This window comes from Capnocytophaga canis (assembly GCF_043187445.1).
Lineage (GTDB): Bacteria > Bacteroidota > Bacteroidia > Flavobacteriales > Flavobacteriaceae > Capnocytophaga > Capnocytophaga canis.
This window is the reverse complement of sequence record NZ_CP171121.1, coordinates 2,400,406-2,423,927: the sequence shown is the minus strand read 5'-3', so window position 1 is coordinate 2,423,927 and position 23,522 is coordinate 2,400,406. Positions and strand designations below refer to the sequence as shown.

The window sequence follows — 23,522 nt, the reverse complement described above, 5'->3', positions numbered from 1 at the left end:
AAGTAATGTTTTTTTTGGTATCTGCAAAAAAGAAGATTTTTCTCATATATGGTCAAAATACTAACTCTAAATGTATGTTATTTCTGCACAAATAACATACAAAAGAAATATATTCTATTTTTGATTAAAAAAATCAATGAAACAAATAGTGATATAAAATTTTTACGGATTTATTTTCTAAAATAATTTTGAAGTATAAAAAAATGTTCGTAATTTTGCCCCGTGAATATAATTTTTTACTTAAGACAAAAATGAAAGTAACCGAACATATTGCTCGTTCCAAAGGGAAGACACTTTTTTCTTTTGAGATAGTTCCTCCTAAAAAAGGGAATAGTATTGAAGAACTTTACCGAAATATTGAACCTTTGATAGAGTTTAAGCCTCCTTTTATTGATGTAACCACTTCACGGGAGGAATTTTTTTACAAACAGCATCCTAATGGTCTGTTAGAAAAGAAAATTACTCGAATGCGTCCTGGAACGGTAGGGATTTGTTCTGCGATTCAATACAAATATGGTGTAGATACCGTACCACATGTTCTTTGTGGAGGATTCACAAAAGAAGAAACGGAATATTTGTTGGTAGATTGCTTCTATTTGGGAATCGACAACGTTATGGCACTTCGCGGCGATGCTCGGAAAGAGGAACGTTATTTTGAGCCGACCAAAGATGGTCATACCTATGCTGTAGATTTGGTCAGGCAAATCAAAGATTTAGGACGTGGAAAGTTTTTGCATGATGTAATAGAGACTGACTATGGAACTGATTTTTGTGTGGGAGTTGCTGGTTACCCTGAAAAACATATAGAGTCTCCTTCAATGACGTTTGATTTGGCTCGGTTGAAGGAAAAAGTAGATGCCGGAGCGGATTATATTGTTACCCAGATGTTTTTCGATAATCAAAAGTATTTCGAATTTGTAGAAAAAGTACGGCTCATGGGAATTGATATTCCTATCATTCCTGGAATTAAGCCTATAACTACAAAGAAACATCTGAATTTGTTGCCACAAGTGTTCAAACTCGACTTACCGGAAATTTTAGTATCCGAATTGGAAAAATGTAAAACCAACGAAGATGTAAAACAAGTTGGAATAGAATGGGCTATCGAACAGAGTAAAGAATTGAAACTGTGGGGAGTGCCTACTTTGCATTACTATTCAATGGGCAAATCAGACAATATTGTAGACATTGTTTCCAAAGTTTTTTAATTGAATAGTACTGAAGCATAGTTTTTTAGAACAATAAACAAAAAAATACATACGAATTATATGAAAACCAATTTATTAGGCTATCCTCGTATAGGGGAAAAACGTGAACTTAAAAAAGCAAACGAAGCTTTTTGGGCAGGAAAAATATCAGAAGATGAGTTGTTTGATGTGGCAAATACCATCAGAATTCACAATTGGAAATTACAGAAAGAAGCAAATATAGATTTGTTGCCTTCCAATGATTTTTCCTTTTATGACCAAGTATTAGATTTTTCATTCTCGGTAAATGCAATCCCAAGTAGATTTGCTCCTATTGACAATTTGTCGGACATGGAGCTTTATTTTGCATTGGCACGAGGCTACCAAAAGAATGGCATTGATATCACGGCTGTGGAAATGACCAAATGGTTTGATACGAATTATCACTATTTAGTTCCAGAGTTTACTAAAAATCAATCGTTTAAATTGCGATATAACAAAGCTCTTGCAGAATATCAATTCGCAAAAAACAATGGATTTGAAACGAAGCCTGTGCTTTTAGGTCTTATAACATATTTGCTTTTAGGGAAAGAAAAAGAGGATGGTTTCCATAGAATTGAACTGGTTGAAAATTTGTTACCTGTGTACAAACAAATCGTACAGAGTTTGGTAGATGCTGGAGCAAAAACTATTCAAATTGACGAGCCTTGTTTAGTACTTGACCTTACAAAAACTGAAAAAGAGGCTTATAAACAGGTGTATACTATTCTGAAAGAAGCGTTCCCTACTACAGAATTTATTTTAACAACCTATTTTGGAGCTTTGGAAGATAACACTGATTTAGCGTTAAGTCTTCCGTTGGATGTATTGCATATTGATTTAGTTCGCGCTGAAAATCAATTAGATGAAATATTATCTAAATTACCAAAAGATAAAAAATTATCTCTTGGAGTTGTAGACGGGCGTAATGTTTGGATCAACGATTTCCAAAAATCAGTAACTTTGATTGAAAAAGTTCAAAAAGCTTTGGGTATTGACCGCGTGTTGGTAGCATCTTCTTGTTCTTTGTTACACTCGCCTTGTAATTTGGAACATGAGAATAACGAAAAGATACTTACTCCTGAAATCAAACAATGGTTAGCTTTTGCAAAACAAAAATTAGTTGAAATATCAACAATTAAATCTTTAGTAACTAATGATTTAACTGAAGTTCAACGAGAAACAGTGACTCAAAATAAAAAAGCGAATGATAATCGTAAGACATCGAAGTTGATTCATGATGAGGATGTTAAATCACGCGTAGGAGCAATCACTGAAAAAGATGCACATCGTAAGAGTGGATTTGCTCAACGCCAAGCTATTCAGGAAGGAGCGTTAAAATTACCACTGTTTCCTACAACAACAATAGGATCTTTCCCTCAAACACAAGAGGTTAGAAGTTGGAGAGCTAATTTTAATAAAGGTGTGCTTCCATTAGAAGAATATGAAACATTACTCAAAAAAGAAATCGAAGAGTCAATTCGTTTCCAAGAGGATGCAGGAATTGATGTGTTGGTTCACGGAGAATTCGAACGCAATGACATGGTGGAATATTTTGGAGAGCAACTCAAAGGATATACATTTACTAAGTTTGGCTGGGTACAGAGTTACGGTTCTCGCTGTGTGAAGCCACCAATTATTTATGGGGATGTCTCTCGTCCAACTCCAATGACGGTTCGTTGGTCACAGTTTGCTCAATCGTTAACTTCACTGCCTGTAAAAGGAATGCTAACGGGACCTGTAACAATTTTACAATGGTCATTCGTTCGTGATGATCAACCTCGTTCGGTAACATGTACCCAAATAGCGTTGGCAATTCGTGATGAAGTGGTTGATTTAGAAAAAGCAGGTATCAAGGTAATTCAAATTGATGAACCAGCGGTTCGAGAGGGGCTACCTTTACGCCGTAAGGATTGGGAAACATATTACAATTGGGCAATTCGTGCGTTTCGTATTTCGGCGTCAGGTGTGGAAGATAGCACACAGATTCACACGCACATGTGCTATTCCGAATTCAATGATATGATTGAAGCAATAGCTGATATGGATGCTGACGTAATTACGATTGAATGTTCTCGCTCGCAAATGGAATTATTAGATGTATTTGCGGAGTTTAAATACCCAAATGAAATTGGACCAGGAGTTTATGACATTCACTCACCACGAGTTCCATCGGTGGAGGAGATGACTTTCTTGATGGAAAAAGCCATTGGTGTGATACCAAAACGTAACTTGTGGATTAACCCTGACTGTGGACTTAAAACCCGCCATTGGGAAGAGACTAAAAAGGCTCTTGTAGCAATGGTTGATACAGCAAAAGAATTACGGGCTAAATACAATGCCTAGAAATAAATAAAAACTGTCTGGAAATTTTTTAGGCAGTTTTTTTATTGAAGCTGTCCGAAAAAGTCAATCTTTTCGGACAGTCTCTTAAAATTGGTAAATAATATTTCTATACGACCTTTTCGTGTTTTGCTTTATACAATAAGCCTCTAATAAATCGCATATTTACAGTGAGACAAACATTTCTACATTACAATTCCTTTAATTTTCGCTCAATTTCTTGCATTTTTTGGTCTCTATTGAGCGAAAAAGCAGCACTTTTTTGGTTTATATAAAACAAAAGACTTTTTACCTTTAAAAGATTATTTTTAGTATTCTCTTCTTCGGAATGATATAACAATTCTGAAATGATTTCTATCGTATCCAAATCATTTTCAAAGGTATTTACCAATTCCTCTGCTGACCTTTCCTGCAAATGTACTAATAAATTACCCGTAAACCGCTCTGACATATTTGCCAATTCTTTTAATTTTTCCTCTTTGGGTACTTTCTTACTCAAAAGGTTTGCCAGTTCTTGAAAAAACAGGTCTATTTGTCGTTTTATATAATCTTTTCTAAACATTTAAGGAGTTAGTTTTTTGTTCTATTTTACTGTGACAATTCATTGTTTGCTTTTAGATTTTAGTGGTGTTACTTACACATGAAAAAATGTTTATTTTACCTGTACGGTTTCGTTATAGATGCGAAACATTCTTCATTCTTACGGCTATTGAATGTTGTTCGAAACTGTCCAAAAAGATTTGTCCCAAAAAACAATCTATTGTTTTTCAATATTTTACTATCAAATAACTAAAATCAAGATAGTGTTATAAAAGTATAATGTTAGTTCTGATTGTCAGGCTGAGCGTAGTCGAAGCCCTGTAATTACGAGGCTTCAACTACGCTCAGCCTGACAAAAAAACTTCTTTTTTAAGGCAACATACTTTTTACATCACCTCCAATTTAGTAATGTCATCAAACTTTTCAGACAGCCTCCTATGAACAACCCTTCATCCTTATCAAAACATTTTTTAAAAGTTTATGATTATTCAAAAAAGCAAATCCTATATTTTATCGGAATGTTCTTGGCCCTAAGAAAATCGTTTTTGTTGAACCGATTTTATTGCCATTACTATATACCTCCAAAAGAACCTTCAACTTTTCTTCTTTCAAGGAAGATTCTTTTATTCTTACGAATAGTGTACCTTCCGCCAGACCTTGTTTTGGGACGAAAATAGAATTTTTACCGACGATAACTACTTCAGCATCCAAAGAACCAACCACTTTAACCGTTACATTTTCAAAATCACGAGTAGTTTTATTGATAATTTTATAAGTGTAAACGTTGCTAATCACTCCATTTTCCTCATGTTGATATAGTTGTCCAGGCAAACGTAAAATATCAGCCTGAACATCTGTTCTGATGAATAGCATTCCTATAAGTATTCCAATCAGAATTGTAAGTACAGCTGTGTAGCCTTTCATGCGTAAATCAAATTTGAAAGGAGCTTTTTTAGCTATGTTTTCCTCACTTGCAAAACGAATCAACCCTCTCTTGAAACCAACTTTGTCCATTACCTCATCACAAGCATCGATACAAGCCGTACAGTTCACACACTCCAATTGAGTTCCATTTCTAATGTCAATTCCTGTTGGACATACATGTACACACTGCATACAATCAATACAGTCACCATGTCCCAAGGCTTGACGATCTTCATTCTTTCGGAATTTTTTACGTCCATTATCCGATTCTCCTCGAACATAGTCATAGGCTACGATGATAGAACGATTGTCCAACAAAACCCCTTGTAAGCGTCCATAAGGACAAGCTATTATACATACTTGTTCTCTGAACCATGTAAAAATGAAGTAAAAAATACAAGTAAATATAAACAATGCTATGAACGTTCCCCAGTGGTTTATTGGGCCTTCTTTGATGTAGGTTAACAAAACATCAGAACCTATTAAATATGCTAAAAAAGTGTTTGCTACCGAGAAAGAAATCAAAAAGAATAGACTCCATTTGAGTGTTTTTTTTCTGATTTTTTCCTTGTCCCATGCCTGTTTATCAAGTCGCATTTGTGAACCTCGATCACCTTCAATCCAATATTCAATACGACGGAAAACCATCTCCATAAATATGGTTTGTGGGCAAATCCATCCACAAAAAATACGTCCGAAAACAACCGTAAAAAGTGCAAGAAACACAACTCCGATAATCATCGAAATCACAAATAGATAGAAATCTTGTGGCCAAAAAGGCAATCCGAAGATATTGAATTTACGATCGAGAATATTAAACAACAAAAATTGGTTACCGTTTATTTTCACCCACGGGCTGACCAATAAAAAAATCAAAAGTACATAGCTGACGTATTTTCTATATCTATAGAAACGTCCAGATGGTTTTTTAGGGAATACCCACGCCCTTTTTCCTTCCTTGTCAATGGTTCCGATGGAATCTCGGAATATTTCTTTATCTTGTTCTTCCATGTGTAGTGTTTTTTATAGAGAATCTTGCTTCTTTTGGGAAGAAATATAATATCTATTTTTGATAAAAGGATTTTAAATGCGATGGTGGAGCATCCGTCGTTTGTAAGATTTTGCCATGAAACAAAACTCCACTCGAGTTCTTTTTTAATAAAAAATATAGGCAATAGGCAATAGCTTTTATCCGATTGCGAATATGGTCTATTTCCCTATTGCCAATATTAAGTTTTGAAAACACTTTTACTCGGTGTACAGATCACCTTCAGGTCCTTTTGGATTTGCAGGTTTGGTTCCTTTCAGTGTTTTAATATAGTTTGCTACTTGCTCAATTTCAGTAGGCTTCAATAGTGATTTCCAAGCAACCATTCCTTTTCCATCACGTCCACCTTCTGATATAGTATTGTAGATATCTTTGATATTTCCTCCTAAAATCCAATGGTCGTCCGTTAAATTAGGTCCGATACCACCTCCACCATCCATTGCGTGACATGCAACACAATTGGTTTGGAATACTTTTTTTCCTGCTTCAACAACTGAAGCATCATCTACCAACAAGCGTACTTCGAAAGGATTATTTTTCTTATACTCTGCAACTTCAATTTTTGAACGAGCTACATCTTTGTTATACTCGTCAATTTGATTATCATCTTTTAGAACCTCGAATCGTACCAAGTAAATAACCATGAACACAATAGTAGCATAGAAAAGGTACACCCACCAAGGTGGTAAAGTATTATCTAATTCACGAATGCCATCGTGTTCATGCTCCAAAAGGATATCTCCCTCTTTTTCAAGAGGCACTTGTTCCACCATTCCTGCATAAAAACGCTGCCAAAGCGTTCCTTCTTCTGCACCTGACCTAGATTTGATACCCGAAATCAGGTTCTGAACTGCTTTCAAGACTACTTCTGTAAAAACAAGTAAGAAGAACAAGAAAGTCAAAAACAACGGAACTTGATAGTATTTAGCAAATGCTGTACTTTCTTTAGTTCCATAGAGCAACTCTATGAAAAGAGCCACAACACCAACGATGGTTACTACTCGTAAAAATGGTATTAAATTCTTTTTCATTGTAAGGTATTGTTATTTTCGTCCTCATCATTATCAAAAGGAATATTATTCATCGTATCGATAGTTTCTTTCTTATATCCGAACACCCACCAGAAGAGTGCTAAGAAAAAGATAAAAAATATCAGGAAAGATATGATGGGAAAAATCTCAATCCCATCAATCGTCGCCATATGTTCCTTAATAAATTTGAGCATTGTTTGTTACTTTTTTTCCAACTTAATATCTGTTCCCAATCGCTGTAAGTACGCGATTAAAGCAACGATTTCTCGGTCTTTCATCGGAACAAATTCTTTTCCTGCTTGTTGAGCACTTGCTTTAGCCCCTTCGTATTGTTTCACGAAATCAGGATCATTATGCAGATTTTGCTCAATTTTAGCAGCTTGAGCCTCCATAGAAACGTGAGCATTGGCAATATCTTCCTCGGTGTAAGGAACTCCTAACTTAACTAAAGCACGCATCTTAGCTTCGATATCGCTTCGGTCGTGTTTATTTCTTGTCAACCAAGGATAAGCAGGCATTATACTGTTTGGTGATGTACTTGTGGGATCATACATATGGTTGAAATGCCAGTTATCAGAGTATTTTCCTCCCAAACGTAACAAATCTGGACCTGTACGTTTACTTCCCCACAAGAATGGACGATCATAAATAAATTCACCCGCCTTTGCATATTCACCGTAACGTTCAACTTCACTGCGGAACGGACGTACCATTTGGCTATGACAACTCACACACCCCTCACGAATATAAAGATCGCGACCTTCTAACTCTAATGGAGTATACGGTTTCACACTTGAAATAGTTGGAATATTAGATTTTACAAAAATAGTAGGAACAATTTGAACGACACCACCTATTAAGATCGCAACCGTAGCCCAAATAGTCATTTGGATAGGTTTTCTTTCTAACCAAGTGTGGAAAGTTTCTCCTTGCAATCTACCATTGCTTATTTTGGTCAATGCAGGAGCCTCTGCCAATTCATCTTGTAATTTCGGAGCTGTTTGCAAGGTTTTGATAACGTTATAAGCTCCTACTATTACCCCTGTAACATAGAATGTACCTCCAATAGCACGCATCCAGTACATTGGTATGATTTGCGTTACGGTTTCCAAAAAGTTTCCATAAACCAATGTTCCATCTGGATTAAACTCTTTCCACATAGATGCTTGAACGAATCCAGCCACGTATAACGGAAGACAATAGAAAACAATTCCCAGTGTACCTATCCAAAAATGGAAGTTAGCCAATTTCATTGAGTAAAGGTTTGTTTTCCACATTTTAGGAACGATATAGTAAATCATACCGAATGCCAAGAATCCGTTCCAAGCCAAAGCTCCTATATGAACGTGAGCAATAATCCAATCAGTAAAGTGTGCAATAGCATTCACGTTTTTCAATGAAAGCATAGGCCCTTCAAAAGTTGCCATACCATAACCTGTGATAGCAACAACCATGAATTTTAAAGTTGGATTTTCACGAACTCTGTCCCAAGCTCCACGAAGAGTTAGCAATCCGTTGATCATACCTCCCCAAGACGGAGCAATCAACATCACAGAGAATACAACACCTAAGTTCTGAGCCCATTCTGGTAGAGCCGTATACAACAAGTGGTGAGGTCCTGCCCAAATGTAAATAAAAATCAAACTCCAAAAGTGGATAATTGATAGACGGTAAGAATAAACAGGTCTGTTTGCTGCTTTCGGAACGAAATAGTACATTAGTCCCAAGAAAGGTGTTGTCAAGAAGAACGCAACCGCATTGTGTCCATACCACCACTGTACCAAAGCATCTTGTACTCCTGCATACACAGAGTAGGATTTCCACATGGTCACTGGAAGCTCTAAGTTATTGAATATGTGTAACACAGCAACGGTTACAAATGTCGCCAAGTAGAACCAAATAGCAACATAGATGTGGCGTTGTCTTCTTTTGAGAAGCGTTCCAATCATATTCACTCCAAAAGCCACCCAAACCACAGCAATAGCAATGTCAATAGGCCATTCCAATTCGGCGTACTCTTTGGAAGAAGTGTAACCCAACGGAAGAGTAATAGCAGCTGCCACGATGATGAGTTGCCACCCCCAGAAGTTAAGGTTACTTAGAAAGTCGCTGTACATACGAGCTTTCAAAAGGCGTTGCATAGAGTAGTAAACCCCTGCAAAAATCGCATTACCCACGAACGCAAAAATCACCGCGTTGGTGTGCAATGGACGCAGTCGTCCGAAACTCAACCATGGAATTTCATTCGACATATTCGGAAATAAAAATAGGTAGGCTAACCAAAGCCCAACTAATGTTCCCACTACTCCCCAAGCAAGGGTAGCGAAAAGAAACTTCCTTACAATTTTGTTGTCATAGTAAAATTGTTGCTTCTCCATTATTTATTGAAATTAATTATCTGTTAGTTTCTCTGTTTTAGATTGTTTACTTTCTGTATCTTCCGAACCAACAAGCTCATCCTCAAATAACATACGCACAGCTGGGGTATGACTATCATCAAACTGACCACGACGAACTGCCGTTATGAACAGAAAGAAAAATAGTAACGCTACAGCAATACTTATAGTTATTAACATATAAATAACACTCATTGTTAAATCAAATTCAGAATAATAGATGTGGCAAAAGTACACAATCTTAATCAGTAAAAAAAATGATTTTAATCACTTTTTTGCTATTTTGAATAAATCTAAAAAAGAAGCGGCTCTACATATGCTCTTTATGCCTTATCCGTATAGCATAAGCAGTTCAAAGGTATATTTTGTTTATATCCTTTTTAACTGATTAAATTATTGTTATTGTGTGTTTTATAAATAAAAAAAGTTTTTATCGTTCTTATCTATTAGTTTCTATAGGTAACAGTGAGCAGTATAAAAAAAAAACGGAACCAAAAAACTACAACAATCATGAATAATGATGTTTTTATTTTTTAATTCCGTTTAGGTATGTTGATTTAAGAATTTATTCAAGTTTTTTTGATAAATTACATTTAATTTATGAATTACTAAAGTGTTAAAACTTATTAAATGTACGCAATTTATTTGCTTGCTTCAGTATTCCAAGATTTTTGAATATTTTTTTTAAATTCTTTTTTTAGAACCTATACTTTGTAGAACGGTAATTTGACTACTGTGGCAGGTACTCTGTTTTTACGAATTTGGATAAAAATTTGACTTCCAGGTTTGGAAAATTCAGTAGGTACATAGCCTAAACCAATACCTTTGCCTAATGAAGGAGCCATGGTTCCACTGGTAACTTTTCCTATGATATTACCATCTGCATCAACAATTTCGTAGTCATGCCGAGGAATTGCTTTCTCTTGCATTTCAAAACCTACCAATTTTCTGCTTACACCGTTTTCTTTGTGTGCTTTGATGGTTTCACAGTTTACAAACTCTTTGTTGAATTTGGTAATCCAACCAAGTCCTGCTTCAATTGGAGAGGTGGTATCGTCAATATCATTTCCGTACAAACAGAAGCCCATTTCCAGACGTAAGGTGTCCCGTGCTGCTAGTCCAATTGGTTTGATCCCAAATGAAGCTCCTGCCTCAAAAACTTTATCCCAAACATATTTAATATGCTCATTTTTAACATATATTTCAATTCCTCCACTTCCTGTGTAGCCAGTTGCGGAGATAATCACGTCTTGAACTCCTGCAAATTCTCCAATAACGAAGTGATAATATTTAATGTCCCCAAGATTCACAGGTGTAAGTTTTTGCATTGCTTCTATGGCTTTTGGCCCTTGAATTGCTAATAAAGAATACTGGTCAGAAGCATTTTCCATATCCACACCCCAAGTATTGTGTTTACTAATCCAGTCCCAATCTTTTTCGATATTTGAAGCATTAACGACCAGTAAATAATGTTCGTCAGCTATTTTGTAAACAATTAAATCATCTACAATTCCGCCTTCGTTGTTTGGTAAGCAACTGTACTGAGCACGTCCGTCAAATAACGTTGAAGCATCGTTTGAGGTTACTTTTTGAATTAAATCTAAAGCGTGTTTTCCTTTCAGGAAAAATTCTCCCATGTGGCTTACATCAAATACTCCAACACCATTACGAACGGTTTCGTGTTCGATATTTACCCCATCATACTGAACAGGCATGTTATACCCAGCAAAGGGAACCATCTTAGCTCCTAAAGCAATGTGTACATCGGTTAAAGTTGTATTTTTCATTTTATATTTTTATTAAATTATCGAATAGAATATTTCTTTTCACTCGTTTCATAGCGTTTTCTACACTCGTGGTAAATCTCGATTGCTTCATCTAAATTTCCCCAACCATTGACAGCTACTTTCTTTTTTTCTAAATCTTTGTACACTTGAAAGAAATGTTCAATTTCCATTATCAAGTGTGGATTAACATCTTCTAAGGTGTTTAATTTACTCCAAACTGGATCAGAAACTGGTACACAAATCATTTTTTCGTCAGGCCCTTTTTCATCTGCCATATGGAAGACTCCCAATGGTTTAACTTCCATAACACAACCAGGGAAAGTTGGTTCAGAAACCAAAACCAACACATCCAAAGGGTCAGAGTCTAATGCTAAGGTTTCAGGTACAAAACCGTAGTCGGCTGGATACATCATGGAAGAGAAAATCATACGATCATAACGTATTTTTTTCAAATCAAAATCATATTCATATTTGTTTCTACTTCCTTTTGGAATTTCGATTAACACATCGAATGATAGTTTTTCTTGTTTAGACATTTTTTTATTTTATATGTTAATAATTGTTTTCGTTTACTCGGGCGAATTGCAGTTGCATCTCCCCTACCCCAACACCAAGGAGAGGAAATAATTCCAATTACAACTAAAATTGATGTTAATTGAGATTATGCCCTCTCCTCAGAAAGGTTATTTAGAACTTTTTACCCGCAAAAATATATATTTTTTTTAGATTATTTTAAGAATTTACCCTTAAATATTATTTTCTTATTACTTCTACCCATTTGCCTTCAGTTCGAGTATTGTAACGATTGTCGTACATTCCTTCCGCATAGGTTCCAGGTAAATAGTATTTTCCTGCGTAAGAAGCGTTTAACTTCAATTGAATTACTTTTACTTCCTGACCTCGCAATGCAAAATAGAAATTAGCTCTGTCGTCTCTGAAATCAACATAATCAAGATTATTTTGTTCAGCTCCTCCATAGTCCGTAAATCGAGTATTGACAATTTCCCATCCGGATGGAATTAATTGTGTTAAGGCTATATTATTTACATAATCTTGCGTCAAATTTCTAACTTCAATAATTGCTGTAAATTCGGTACTTTGTTGCAATTGGCTAATATCGGTGTTTTGACCTTTAGTTCGGAATGTAGTTGAAATTGCTAATCCGTTTTGCATAGCTAATTCCTCCCCAACAGGGAGTACACCACTGGTAATCAATTTAGCATACAAAGTTTGTTTTGAATTATTTTTTACTTGAACGGTTTGTTTTTCACCTTTGACTGGTAAAGTGATTGACGCCATAGGTTCACCAGATTTTATATTTTCGGTTTTCCCGTTAAGCACATATGCTGCTGAAAAATCAGAACCACTTTTGTTCACAGCCACGTATTTTGCCATTGCATACAACGAATAGGCGGTGGTTTGCGTACTCAACCAATCTGTCGAAGACAATTTTTCTGCGATTTGGAAAGCCCATTCTGCAGCCTCCTGTTTTTTACCGATAAGTAAGGCTGTTTCTAATGCCATCGCTTTATTGCGAAGTTCCGAACCATAGTAGTAATAGTCTCCATCATTGTCTGTACTCATCGTTTGGAACAGATTTTCAGCCGTTTTCTTCTGTCCCGCTACAGCGTACGCAGAAGCTAACATACGTTTAGTTTTGACTGAAATTTCTTTCATTTCACGTAAACGATTCATTGCACCTATATTTGGATTTCCCGCCAAAGCCAACGTATATAAGCGATATGCTTGGGCAAAATCATTGCTATAACGTGGTTCGTATTTCCATTGACGTACTGCATTGTTTTGGTAAGTCAACCATTTATTTTTACTTCCTGAAGGAAGCACGTATCCTCGTTTTTCAGCCTCAATAAAAAATTGCCCAATATAGGATGTTGCCCAATCATCGGCGTAGTTGCTACCTTTCCAGTACGAAAATCCTCCGTTAGTAAGTTGGTTTTCGTGTAGTTTACTAATTGCAGCAGTTACATTTCGCTTAGTTTCTTCGATTTTTTCAGATGTAAGATTCATAAAATCAGTTAAGAATAACTGAGGAAATGCTCCTGAAGTAATCTGTTCGGCACATCCGTGTGGATAGGAAATCAAATAGTTCAATCGCTGGTGCAAATTAATTCCAGGGAAACTCGAAATTTCCAATACAGCATTGGCTTTATCACCAAACGCCTTCATTGAGAAATTAGCTGTTTTTCCTTCGCTAATCACTTCCTTACTGATGTGATATGTCATTGGATTTGGATTATAAACATCCATTTCCACTTCATAAACTGCTTTTTCGTTACCAGATGAAGCTGTAATCTTAACCCTTCCTATGCCCATAGCTGCTGTGGTTTCTAATTCGAAATAAGCCATTTTTTCAGCTGGTTTTTCAAAGTATAAGGATTGTGAACGATCACTAACCACCTTGAACTGTTCATTAGTTTCAACGGATATAGACACATTTTTGATGTTATTTTCCATTGTAAATACAGTTACAGGTAAGGTAATACGCTCTCCTGGAACGGCTTTGCGAGGCAGTGAACCTAATAACATTAGTGGACTGCGAACTGGCACTTCTTTTTTCTCAGCAAAACCATACGCATTTTTCTCCACATTCGATGCTACAATCATCACACGTGCTGATCCTATGTAATTGGGAATTTGAATATCGTGTGTATTTGTTCCTCCTTTTTTGAGTTTAAAAGGTCCTTTTACGATTACAAAAGGCTTGAATCGGTTAGCTTTCTGAGCTTCAGCTCCTCCTAAATCTTCATCTCCACCAATACTAAACGCTTGATTAATAGTGCCTCCATAAGCACCAATCACATCGTTATAAACATCCCAAGTTTTCACTCCTAAAGCGGTTTTTGAAAAGAAAGTTCTCCACGGATTTGGGGTTGAGAATCTTGTTAAATTTAATAAACCATCTTCTACAATCATCAAAGAATAAGTCATTGGTTTTCCTGATTTTTCACTTACTTTGATAGTCGTTTTTTGTTCTGGACGCAATACTTCAGGCATTTTTATCTCAGGTGTAAGTTGTGTCTCTTTATCAATCACTGAGATTGGTAAAATTCCGTACAGGCGTATAGGCGAATCATTTACAGTGTTAGCATGAGGTTGGAGCAAAGTTACGTAAACATAGACATTTGGCCCCATTTTATCAGTAATAGAAATATCATAGGTTGTTTCGTTTTTGTCCGTTTCTACCCAATATGTTTCCAAAACGTTGCTTCCGTTTTCAACAGAAATCAAGGCTCTTCCTCCCTCATCTGAAGGGAACGAAATAGTAGCTTTTTCGCCAACATTATATTCTTTTTTATTACTTCCTAATGTAAGCATTACAGCCTCATCGCCACTTACATTACGTGATTTTCCACTCCATGAATCCCAATCAAAATAAACAGAAGTTCCAGACTTATGTCCACTGTCTTCATTAGAAAGTAAGACGAAATATCTGCCCCAATCCGAGTCAGGAATTTCTATGTCAAAAGAAGCTTTTCCACTGGCATCAGTCGTTAGTCTAGTAGTTGCATACAGTGAATTACTGCTTGAACTGTTGTAAGTTGAAATATTTTGATTAGAAGCATCCCACCACCAATTCCAACCTACTTTGTAAATAGCAACCGATACGTGTTTGTTACGTAATGGCTGACCTTGTTCAGAGACTACAATTGTTTCGAATGTATGTTTTTTTTCGGTACCATAATATCCGTATTTGTTCACCTCTGGTAAACCCAATCCAACATAATTGTTGTATGGCGAAAAAGACGCTGTACTAACATCTGTACTGAAATCACCACCACTTTCACTAGCCTGTGTCAATAGATTGACACGCAACATTCCAGGAGCTTCCAAATTCTCCGTTTTAAAGAAGAAACTAGTATTCCCTGTTTCATCAGTTTTTCCTTCGTACACATCAATTTCTTGATTTTCAAACTGGTATGCTTCGTTGTTAAATATATATTCTTCATATCCTTTGAAAAGAGTTTCCATCGGATAGAATTTTGCTTTCATACTCACTTGGGTATTTCCTGCAGGTGTTCCATGTAACCATGATACACGTAAATGAGCGTTGGAACCTCGTGCTGAAATTTGTTGTCCATGCAAACTGTTTTCTATTTTTAATCGGTTAGGTTTAATTGTCTCAATCTTAATTTGTTTGGTATAGCGAGAAGCTCCTGCTGCAATATTTACGCTCCAATTCCCAGTTGGAGCATCTTGTGAGGTGCTTAAACCAAACATGTAGTGATTCGATTCATTGCTATTTTGCATACGTTCAGCAACTACTTTTCCATAAGGGTCTGTAAATGTTAATTTTACAGGTAATTTCTCAGGGTTTTTCTGAGCAAAATCGTTAAGTACAAATCCAACGTAAATACTATCTCCCGGACGCCAAACACCACGCTCTGTATAAACAAATCCATTCAATCCCTTTTGCAAACGCATTCCATCTACATCGTATTTACTAACTGACTGAGGAATAGCATCATCCATTTTAATGTAGGTTGTGCTATTATCCTTCTTAATAGCTGCAAAGAACGCTCGTGATGACAAATCAAAGTTGGCAATTCCCTTTTTATCGGTTTTCGCTTCATTGATTTTTTGCTGTTGATAATCAAATACTTCTACCAAAGCTCCAGCTACAGGTTCAGTAGTCAAAATGTTATTAACTACGATGGTGTAATTATTATTTTGTCCTTTTTTAGCGATTACTCCCAGATCGGAAGCTAAGATGTTGGTTGTTTTACTTCTATATGTGTAATATGATTCTTCACAAGGATCGTCACTACCTTCCCAATAGTAATAGTCATCATCATAGAAATTATCTTTTTCAAGAGGTTCATCTTCAAAAGAATAATCCAAAGGTTCATCATCTTTGCCACAGCCATAAAGAGCGTAATTCTTTTTCATTCCCAATTCAACACGATAGATGGCTCCTGGTTCAGGCATGATGATTGACGACAAGTCTACAGCATAGGTGTTCCACTCCTTCAGTGGATATAATGCACTTTCAGTCAATTCAATAACTTTTCGAGCTACAGGTTTTCCTACTCTGTAAATGGAATTGCTTGACTGTAAAGAGTTTTCTTGTAGAAATTGAAGTACATTATTTTCGTAGATACGATAGACTGTTACGTGAACTGCTCGTAGGTTGATTGCTTGAAAGTTAACTTTCAAATTTTCAGAACTTGGTAAAATTGTACCATTTTTAATAAAACGCAAATCAGGTTTCTGTTGTAAAAAAGAAATATTAGTGGTGTAGTCTGTTCGTAAACGTTTATTATAAACACTTTTAATACCTTGAAAAACAGATAACTTGTAATCGCCTTCAGCAGGAGCGTCTAAAAATACTTTCAGTATATTCCCATTGGTGCTATATTTTTGTTCCGTTCCTAAAACGCTTGAAACCAATCCATTAAAATTTTGGTTTCTTTCCAAAGGTTCTGAAAAATTTACCGAAAACGATTTGTTGGTTTTATCGTCAACAACTATTGATAGTACTTTAAAATTTCCCTTTTCAGGAATCAAATAATCAAAAGGTTCTTTGTTTTCTTCGGCTACTTGGTCGTTACGCCACGACACTACCAAGCGTTGTTCTTTGTCCGTGCGTGGGATACTATCAAAAATAATTGGATAACGATTTTCACTCGTCTGTGGTGATACTTTAACTGAAATGCTTTTGTCTCCTACTTTTGCAGTTACTAATTTCTGCACCTCTTCATATGCAAGTGCATCATTGGTAAGCAATTCGGCATTTAAGAAACATAAGTTTTCGTTGTAAGACTGCAAATCTCCTTGTTTAATTTTATATGCCTGTTGAAAAGTTTTAACAGTAAAGTTAAACACTTCTAAATCAGATGATACGTCAAATAATTTTTTCAACTGAAACGAAATTTTGTATTCAGTGTCCTGACTCAGACGTTCTTCTGGGACAAATTCAATGTGTCGGTTATTCAATGCCACAACCTTTCCTTTCACTCTTGGAGAAATATCAAAAAGTTTTAGATTATCAATTTTGTCCAACTTTTCCTGAGAGATAGCCTCATTCAGCGTTACTTTGAAGTGAGATTCGGCAGAGACTAATCCATTAGAAAATCCTGTAATGTAATCCTTGTAAATCAATGGATTACTGTTAAAATTTGCACCGTCCTTTTTACATCCCAAGGCTGTAAAGAAGATAAATAAGATGATAAAACTATTTTTCATAATGATTATTTTTAAAAGAGCCGTAAAGGTACGAGAAAATATCAAAATCTCAAAGAAAAGTGTTACAAAAAGTTGTATCTTTGCCACCAAAGTTTTATCCTACCCATGTATATAAAAACCGATGCTATTGTTATTTCCTCTATGAAATATACTGACAGTAGTTTGATTGTCAAATGTTTTACAAAGGAATATGGTATGCGTAGTTATCTGCTACAAGGTGTATTATCCTCAAAGAAAACAACTTTAAAGATAGCTCTTTTTCAACCTTTTACACAATTGGAGCTGATAGCCTTAAACAAAGATTCTGGAACATTGGGACGCATTAAAGAAGCTAAATTAAAGCGCTTTTACCATTCGTTACACACCAATGTTTTGAAAAGTTCAGTGGTGATGTTGCTTTCGGAAATAAGTGCTATTGTTTGCAATGTGGAACACAAGGAACCTGAATTTTATCGATTTTTAATAGAAAAACTTCATTTTTTTGATGAAAACGAATTTTCGGCAAATTTCCATCTAAAATTTTTAGTTGATATGACGTACTATTTAGGTTTTTATCCTAATACTTTCGATGATAGTCATCTGTTTTTCAACGTTGAGGAGGGTATTTTTACCACTATTGACCAGAGTAAGTACAGCATTTCGGGCGAAGCTTTAGCTTTGTTCAAACGTATCATTCAAACTTCGTATGCCGATTTAGAAAGTGTAAAAACCAATAGAATTATTCGTAATAGTTTGTTAAACAGTTTGTTGAAATATTACGAGTGGCATTTTCCAAATTTTAAAAGGAATAAATCTTTGGAAGTTCTGCAAACGCTATTTTGATCTAACTTATAGGACGTACATTCCGAGATAAAATCATCTCTCTCTTTTAGTCAAGATGCTGAAGAGGAACATTTATAGTATTTAAAACAAAAAATCAATAAAAAATATTGTGGTATAAATAAATTAATTGTTATTTTTGCGGGTTTAAAGAAATAACTTAACTAATTATTATGGCATTACAGACATCTATTGATTCACTTGGTGTTGCAAGTGAAACTGCTCTTGTTGAGGAAAAAACGCTTTCCGTTATGGATTTAATTGTTAATGGTGGTACCTCAAGTATTATCATCATTGCTGTACTATTTGCTATGCTTACAGTGGCTTTGTTCATTTATTTTGAACGATTATTTGCCATCAATGCAGCTTCCAAGGTAGACAGGAATTTTATGATGAAAATTAGAGATAGCATTTTAGCAGGGAAGTTAGATGCGGCACGAATGTTTTGTTTGCAGTCAAACTCACCGGTATCTCGCTTGATTGAAAAGGGGATTTCTCGCATTGGTAAGCCTCTTGATGACATCAACAAAGCCATTGAAAATGCAGGAACATTAGAGGTGTATAAATTAGAGAAAAATACTGCTATTTTGGCTACTATTGCGGGAGCAGGTCCTATGATTGGATTTTTAGGAACGGTTGTTGGTATGATTTTATCGTTCCATGAGATGGCATCCGCAGGAGGTCAGGCTGAAATGGGGTCATTAGCAAGTGGTATCTACACGGCTATGGCAACTACAGTAGCTGGACTTATAGTGGGAATTATTGCTTATATTGGCTATAACCACTTGGTGGTTCGTACTGACAAAGTGGTTCACCAAATGGAAGCAAACGTGGTAGAGTTTTTAGACTTATTGAACGAACCTCTATAACATTTTAACATTCGTAAAATAATGAAAATCAGAGGTAGAAACAAGGTAAGTGCAGAATTTAGCATGTCCTCAATGACCGATATTGTGTTTTTGCTGTTAGTGTTTTTTATGATTACGGCTAACAGTCCTAATGCGCTGGATTTGCTATTGCCCAAAGCCAAAGGAAAATCAACAAATACGCAGAATGTTTCTGTGAGTATCAATAAGAAATTAGATTATTTTATTGATAAGAAACCTGTTGCGGTTGAAAATTTAGAAACAGAATTGAGAAATGCTCTTAAAGATGTAGAAAAGCCTACAATCATTTTGAGAGTAGAAGAAAGCGTACCGATAGAGAATGCCGTGACAGTAATGGACATCGCTAACCAAAATCAATATAAGGTTATTTTGGCTGTACGCCCGAAGTAAAGCAAATATGAGTATAGTAGATACAAAACACAAACGTAAATCATTAGTTATCACCATATTTATTATGGCGATTACGGTTTTTTTGTTGTTTTTTACAGGTCTGAAATATTTAGACCCTCCGCCTGAAAATGGGGTAGATGTCATTTTTGGTGTAGATTTGATGGGAAGTGGACAGCGTACACCGCCACCCAGTGCTTCTCGATCTGAGTCCACGCGTGTTGAACAACCTTCACAGCCTCAAGAAACTAAAATCGAAGAGGTAAAAGAAAACTTATTAGCTCAAGAGAATACTGATGAAGAGGTTGTCGCTACTACAAACGAACCTAAGAAAGAAGAAAAGAAAAAAGACGAACCTAAAAAGGAGAAACCTAAAGAGAATCCAAAACCAACTGCATCTGAAACTCCAAAAGAAACCCCTAAGCCTTCAAAAGAAGCTACGGATGCACTGTCAAGTATTCTGGGGGCAGCCAATGCTGGTGGTAATGCTACATCAGGGCAGGGTGACGATAAGGTTGGAGGATACAAAGGTGATCCGAATGGTGATCCATACGCAAATTCTTACTACGGAGCAGGAGGCTCCGGAACTAGCGGTAAGGGTTGGGGGCTTAAAGGTCGTAGCATTCAAGCTGAAGGAAAAGAGATACAAAACTGCAATGAAGAAGGCGTAGTCGTTGTACAAATCGAAGTTGACCAAAATGGGAATGTTGTGAAAGCTACCCCAGGAGCTCGTGGAACAACCAGTAGAGAACCTTGTTTGCTTGAAGCAGCTCGGAAAACAGCTTTCAAGCACAAATGGAATGCCGACAGCAATGCTCCTGCTCGTCAAGTTGGATTTATTGTCGTTAATTTTAAGTTAGGAGAATAACCTTGGACTATCAACAAACACTCAATTGGATGTTCAATAGACTACCGATGTTTCAACAACAAGGGCGTAGCGCTTTGAACCATAAACTTGATAACATTCAAAAATTAGTTGCCGAATTAGGACATCCTCAAACGAAATTTAAGACCATACATGTCGCAGGAACCAACGGAAAAGGCTCTTCAAGCCATATGTTGGCATCTGTCCTACAAGAGGCAGGTTATAAAGTGGGGTTATATACTTCTCCTCATTTACGTGATTTTCGGGAGCGAATAAAAATTAATGGCTTTGAAATTCCACAGGAAGAGGTAGTTGAGTTCATTGCTAATTACCGATCTTTTTTCGAAGCTAACAATCTCTCTTTTTTTGAAATGACCGTGGGACTTGCCTTTGATTATTTTGCTAAACAGCAAGTGGATATAGCTGTGATTGAGGTTGGTTTGGGAGGACGTTTTGATTCTACCAATATTATAATTCCTGAAGTGTCATTGATTACAAACATTTCAAAAGATCATACGGATATATTAGGTAATACACTTCCTAAAATAGCTTCTGAAAAGGCTGGAATTATTAAAAGAAACACACCTGTGGTTATCAGCGAATATGATGAGCAAACGGCAGATGTCTTCATTCAAAAAGCAAAAGAAGAAAACGCTCCAATTGTTTTCGCTAATGAAATAAAAACTCATTTAACTACCGATTTGAAAGGGTTTTATCAAGAGAAAAATATTAAAGGGGTTATTGCCGTTTTAGATTTTTTACGCGACCATTTTTGGGATATTTCAGAAGAAAACATCGCTATTGGACTCAAAAGCGTTGTGAAAAATACCAATTTAAAAGGTCGTTGGCAAACACTTGGTGAAAATCCTAAAATTATCTGTGACACAGGGCATAATGAGGCAGGGTTATCCTATGTTCTTGACCAAATTGCAAAGGAAACTTATAAAAACTTACATATTGTTTTAGGGTTTGTAAAAGAAAAAGATGTAGAAACTGTATTGAAAATGTTTCCAAAAACAGCTCATTATTATTTTTGTAAGCCAAATATCCCAAGAGGGTTGGATGTACATCTTTTAAAGGAATTGGCGAACAAAAATAATTTAAAAGGAGATACTTACTCTTCGGTAGAATTGGCACTCACTTTTGCAAAAAAGAATGCTACCCCCGAAGATTTTATTTTCGTAGGAGGCAGTACGTTTGTTGTTGCTGAGGTTGTTTAGTTGGCATCCATTATTTTCGGGTGAACGCCAATAGTAGTAATAATATTTGATTTTTGAGTCTCAGGAAAAACCTAGTACTTAGGCGATATCCTTCGATGAAGGCTTGTTTTATTTCAGTGATAACAAATTGCAGTTTTTCAAATACAATAAATTTCCAGTGATTGTATCTGAATGAAATCCAGATGTTTAACGCTACAAAGAGCAATGCTCCTATAATAGTTATGTACGGATTTAAACTAAAATGAAAATACTGATACAATCCGAATCCGGTAAAACTTCCGTAAAGAATGATGTAATGGATGATATAAATCGACAATGTATTTTGTCCGATACTGCGGATTTTTTCAGACATAATCACATTTCGTAATGCCATGAACACTGTAAATACTAATAAAACATTTCCTAAACGATTGAATATCTCGTTTTTGGCAAGTAATAATGCTAAATCGCTGTTTGTTAGTTGATTCACCCATAAAAGGAATGGAGAAAAGATAAAGGATAGCACCAACCCGAAAAAAGATGTGAAAACAATTGCGTAGCTATAAACATATTTATTATTACGAAAGATACTAAACAAGACGCCCATAAACGCACCAAAGGAAGCGTAACCAAACCAAGGGAAAATCGTAAACACCGATCCGTTCGCTTTTGTGAAATAATTTGCTAGTGCTATCGGTAGAAAATCGTAGTTCATCGCTGAATAGATAGGTGCAAAGACAAAAGAAATTAGTGTGAAACCTAACAAAATTGATGGCATTACGTAAATTTTCTTTCGATAGGAAAACAAATAAATTGAAATTAGAAATAGTAGAGATAACCCAATGCAATGCAATACGTCAATCATATAGGTGTTTGGATATATTTTTCCGTAAACCAATAGACTTCTAATATGTGTTCTGAGTAGATATGCGGTGATAATCAATACAATACCTCTGCGGATTCCTTTAATAACACGTGAGTGATTCCATCCTATTTTTTCGTCTGTTTTTTCTTTAGCTAAGAGGAACATGAAAATAAAACCTGATACGGTGAAAAATACAGGAGCTGTTAATCCTCTAAAAAACAACCATGTAGAATAAAAAATATTTTCTGAGTTTCGAAATTCATTTGCTAACAAGCCATCAACAAAGTGACCTTGTAACATCATGCAAATGGCAAAAGCTCTCATCACATCAATAAAGTACAGTCGGAATACAGGATTTTTCATTTAAGAAATATGTTTTTCATAAAACGGATGCAAAGCTACAAAAAAATATGAATGATAAACGGTTTTATTTACAAGAAAAAAGGTTGCTATTGAATATAGACAACCTTTTCCATATAAAGAGATGATTAATGATTTCCTTCTGAGAGTTTGTACTCTCAAAGAGATAATTTGCGGTACAAATGTACATATCTATTTTCTTCTAACCAAATTTGTGTCACATGAAATTTTAACATTTTCTGTTCAAAAAAGGTGATTTTTGCATGAACGGTCAAAAAATGAACCTGAACTGTTTATTTTTTAAGAAAAGATTAACATTGTTATCTTAAAAAAAATTAAACACACGCTCTTTTTTACTGATATAGCATATATTTTTTCACAGAAAAGATGCCATTGAACCTGAACAGTATCATCTTAATATCAGAAATAATTACTTTGAATCGGTTTCTGTCAGTATTGAACCCTATTTTTCTGAAAACATCGTTGCGGGAACATCTTGATCTTCATTTTTTCTTCCCAAAGGAAGTTATTCCATCGTAGCAATTACCAAATCACAGCTAAAATTAAAAAGTACGTTTACACTCCAAGGTAAACGGGAACAACTCATTATGAAAATCAATGAAAAGGGTTCTTTTAGAATA

General features: G+C 35.7%; 17 protein-coding genes. 7 read left to right on the top strand and 10 right to left on the bottom strand.

Features of this window, described 5'->3' with window-relative positions:
* Nucleotides 1-251 precede the first annotated feature (251 nt).
* The gene (gene metF / locus ACF3OB_RS10305; RefSeq protein WP_042009719.1) at nt 252-1,208 is read left to right on the top strand and encodes a methylenetetrahydrofolate reductase [NAD(P)H]; all 957 of its coding nucleotides are present in this window, start codon (nt 252-254) and stop codon (nt 1,206-1,208) included.
* A 60-nt stretch (nt 1,209-1,268) separates the two neighbouring features.
* Nucleotides 1,269-3,572: a 5-methyltetrahydropteroyltriglutamate--homocysteine S-methyltransferase gene (gene metE / locus ACF3OB_RS10300; RefSeq protein WP_392447648.1), complete on the top strand. Its 2,304-nt coding sequence runs from the start codon at nt 1,269-1,271 to the stop codon at nt 3,570-3,572.
* A gap of 187 nt (nt 3,573-3,759) precedes the next feature.
* Here metE and ACF3OB_RS10295 read toward each other — a convergent pair whose 3' ends face one another.
* From ACF3OB_RS10295 to ACF3OB_RS10255, 9 genes are all read right to left on the bottom strand, one after another.
* Complete coding sequence (locus tag ACF3OB_RS10295) at nt 3,760-4,131, bottom strand: hypothetical protein (protein WP_095893279.1); 372 nt, start codon at nt 4,129-4,131, stop codon at nt 3,760-3,762.
* Between the two features lie 488 nt (nt 4,132-4,619).
* Nucleotides 4,620-6,044 (bottom strand): cytochrome c oxidase accessory protein CcoG, encoded by a 1,425-nt coding sequence (gene ccoG / locus ACF3OB_RS10290; RefSeq protein ID WP_095893280.1) that lies wholly within the window; start codon nt 6,042-6,044, stop codon nt 4,620-4,622.
* 237 nt (nt 6,045-6,281) lie between these two features.
* Nucleotides 6,282-7,112 carry a cbb3-type cytochrome c oxidase N-terminal domain-containing protein gene (locus tag ACF3OB_RS10285; protein WP_042009726.1) on the bottom strand — a complete coding sequence of 277 codons (831 nt, stop codon included), beginning with the start codon at nt 7,110-7,112 and terminating at the stop codon, nt 6,282-6,284.
* A complete protein-coding gene (locus ACF3OB_RS10280; RefSeq protein WP_042009728.1) occupies nt 7,109-7,306 on the bottom strand; it encodes a cytochrome c oxidase subunit IV in 198 nt (65 codons plus the stop codon). The genes ACF3OB_RS10285 and ACF3OB_RS10280 overlap by 4 nt, the downstream gene beginning before the upstream one ends.
* Nucleotides 7,307-7,312: 6 nt before the next feature.
* Nucleotides 7,313-9,490: a cytochrome-c oxidase, cbb3-type subunit I gene (gene ccoN / locus ACF3OB_RS10275; protein ID WP_095893282.1), complete on the bottom strand. Its 2,178-nt coding sequence runs from the start codon at nt 9,488-9,490 to the stop codon at nt 7,313-7,315.
* A 12-nt stretch (nt 9,491-9,502) separates the two neighbouring features.
* Nucleotides 9,503-9,703 (bottom strand): cbb3-type cytochrome oxidase assembly protein CcoS, encoded by a 201-nt coding sequence (ccoS, locus tag ACF3OB_RS10270; protein ID WP_042009732.1) that lies wholly within the window; start codon nt 9,701-9,703, stop codon nt 9,503-9,505.
* Between the two features lie 509 nt (nt 9,704-10,212).
* The gene (gene gcvT / locus ACF3OB_RS10265; protein ID WP_172913843.1) at nt 10,213-11,295 is read right to left on the bottom strand and encodes a glycine cleavage system aminomethyltransferase GcvT; all 1,083 of its coding nucleotides are present in this window, start codon (nt 11,293-11,295) and stop codon (nt 10,213-10,215) included.
* Nucleotides 11,296-11,312: 17 nt separating this feature from the next.
* Nucleotides 11,313-11,831: an inorganic diphosphatase gene (locus ACF3OB_RS10260; protein ID WP_042007953.1), complete on the bottom strand. Its 519-nt coding sequence runs from the start codon at nt 11,829-11,831 to the stop codon at nt 11,313-11,315.
* A 217-nt stretch (nt 11,832-12,048) separates the two neighbouring features.
* Entirely contained in the window at nt 12,049-17,499 is a 5,451-nt protein-coding gene (locus tag ACF3OB_RS10255; protein ID WP_392447645.1) for an alpha-2-macroglobulin, read from the bottom strand.
* A gap of 105 nt (nt 17,500-17,604) precedes the next feature.
* On the opposite strand from ACF3OB_RS10255, the gene ACF3OB_RS10250 reads away from it, so the two are divergent.
* The 5 genes from ACF3OB_RS10250 to ACF3OB_RS10230 all read left to right on the top strand — a co-directional run bounded on the left by ACF3OB_RS10250 (nt 17,605) and on the right by ACF3OB_RS10230 (nt 21,677).
* Nucleotides 17,605-18,321, top strand: a complete 717-nt coding sequence (locus ACF3OB_RS10250) for a DNA repair protein RecO (protein ID WP_392447643.1) — start codon at nt 17,605-17,607, stop codon at nt 18,319-18,321.
* Nucleotides 18,322-18,488: 167 nt separating this feature from the next.
* Nucleotides 18,489-19,187, top strand: coding sequence for a MotA/TolQ/ExbB proton channel family protein (locus ACF3OB_RS10245; protein ID WP_042342983.1), 699 nt, complete (start codon nt 18,489-18,491; stop codon nt 19,185-19,187).
* Between the two features lie 21 nt (nt 19,188-19,208).
* The gene (locus tag ACF3OB_RS10240; protein ID WP_042007961.1) at nt 19,209-19,595 is read left to right on the top strand and encodes a biopolymer transporter ExbD; all 387 of its coding nucleotides are present in this window, start codon (nt 19,209-19,211) and stop codon (nt 19,593-19,595) included.
* Nucleotides 19,596-19,602: 7 nt separating this feature from the next.
* Complete coding sequence (locus ACF3OB_RS10235) at nt 19,603-20,460, top strand: hypothetical protein (RefSeq protein WP_042342978.1); 858 nt, start codon at nt 19,603-19,605, stop codon at nt 20,458-20,460.
* 2 nt (nt 20,461-20,462) lie between these two features.
* Nucleotides 20,463-21,677, top strand: coding sequence for a bifunctional folylpolyglutamate synthase/dihydrofolate synthase (locus ACF3OB_RS10230; protein WP_392447641.1), 1,215 nt, complete (start codon nt 20,463-20,465; stop codon nt 21,675-21,677).
* 10 nt (nt 21,678-21,687) lie between these two features.
* Here the strand turns inward: ACF3OB_RS10230 and ACF3OB_RS10225 are convergent, their stop codons facing one another.
* Complete coding sequence (locus ACF3OB_RS10225; RefSeq protein ID WP_042342974.1) at nt 21,688-22,884, bottom strand: heparan-alpha-glucosaminide N-acetyltransferase domain-containing protein; 1,197 nt, start codon at nt 22,882-22,884, stop codon at nt 21,688-21,690.
* Nucleotides 22,885-23,522: the final 638 nt, after the last annotated feature.

Excerpts from the sequence above, each read along its gene's own strand:
- metF (WP_042009719.1), top strand. The coding sequence starts at position 252 with ATGAAAGTAACCGAACATATTGCTCGTTCCAAAGGGAAGACACTTTTT.
- metE (WP_392447648.1), top strand. The coding sequence starts at position 1,269 with ATGAAAACCAATTTATTAGGCTATCCTCGTATAGGGGAAAAACGTGAA.
- ACF3OB_RS10295 (WP_095893279.1), bottom strand. The coding sequence starts at position 4,131 with ATGTTTAGAAAAGATTATATAAAACGACAAATAGACCTGTTTTTTCAA.
- ccoG (WP_095893280.1), bottom strand. The coding sequence starts at position 6,044 with ATGGAAGAACAAGATAAAGAAATATTCCGAGATTCCATCGGAACCATT.
- ACF3OB_RS10285 (WP_042009726.1), bottom strand. The coding sequence starts at position 7,112 with ATGAAAAAGAATTTAATACCATTTTTACGAGTAGTAACCATCGTTGGT.
- ACF3OB_RS10280 (WP_042009728.1), bottom strand. The coding sequence starts at position 7,306 with ATGCTCAAATTTATTAAGGAACATATGGCGACGATTGATGGGATTGAG.
- ccoN (WP_095893282.1), bottom strand. The coding sequence starts at position 9,490 with ATGGAGAAGCAACAATTTTACTATGACAACAAAATTGTAAGGAAGTTT.
- ccoS (WP_042009732.1), bottom strand. The coding sequence starts at position 9,703 with ATGAGTGTTATTTATATGTTAATAACTATAAGTATTGCTGTAGCGTTA.
- gcvT (WP_172913843.1), bottom strand. The coding sequence starts at position 11,295 with ATGAAAAATACAACTTTAACCGATGTACACATTGCTTTAGGAGCTAAG.
- ACF3OB_RS10260 (WP_042007953.1), bottom strand. The coding sequence starts at position 11,831 with ATGTCTAAACAAGAAAAACTATCATTCGATGTGTTAATCGAAATTCCA.
- ACF3OB_RS10255 (WP_392447645.1), bottom strand. The coding sequence starts at position 17,499 with ATGAAAAATAGTTTTATCATCTTATTTATCTTCTTTACAGCCTTGGGA.
- ACF3OB_RS10250 (WP_392447643.1), top strand. The coding sequence starts at position 17,605 with ATGTATATAAAAACCGATGCTATTGTTATTTCCTCTATGAAATATACT.
- ACF3OB_RS10240 (WP_042007961.1), top strand. The coding sequence starts at position 19,209 with ATGAAAATCAGAGGTAGAAACAAGGTAAGTGCAGAATTTAGCATGTCC.
- ACF3OB_RS10235 (WP_042342978.1), top strand. The coding sequence starts at position 19,603 with ATGAGTATAGTAGATACAAAACACAAACGTAAATCATTAGTTATCACC.
- ACF3OB_RS10225 (WP_042342974.1), bottom strand. The coding sequence starts at position 22,884 with ATGAAAAATCCTGTATTCCGACTGTACTTTATTGATGTGATGAGAGCT.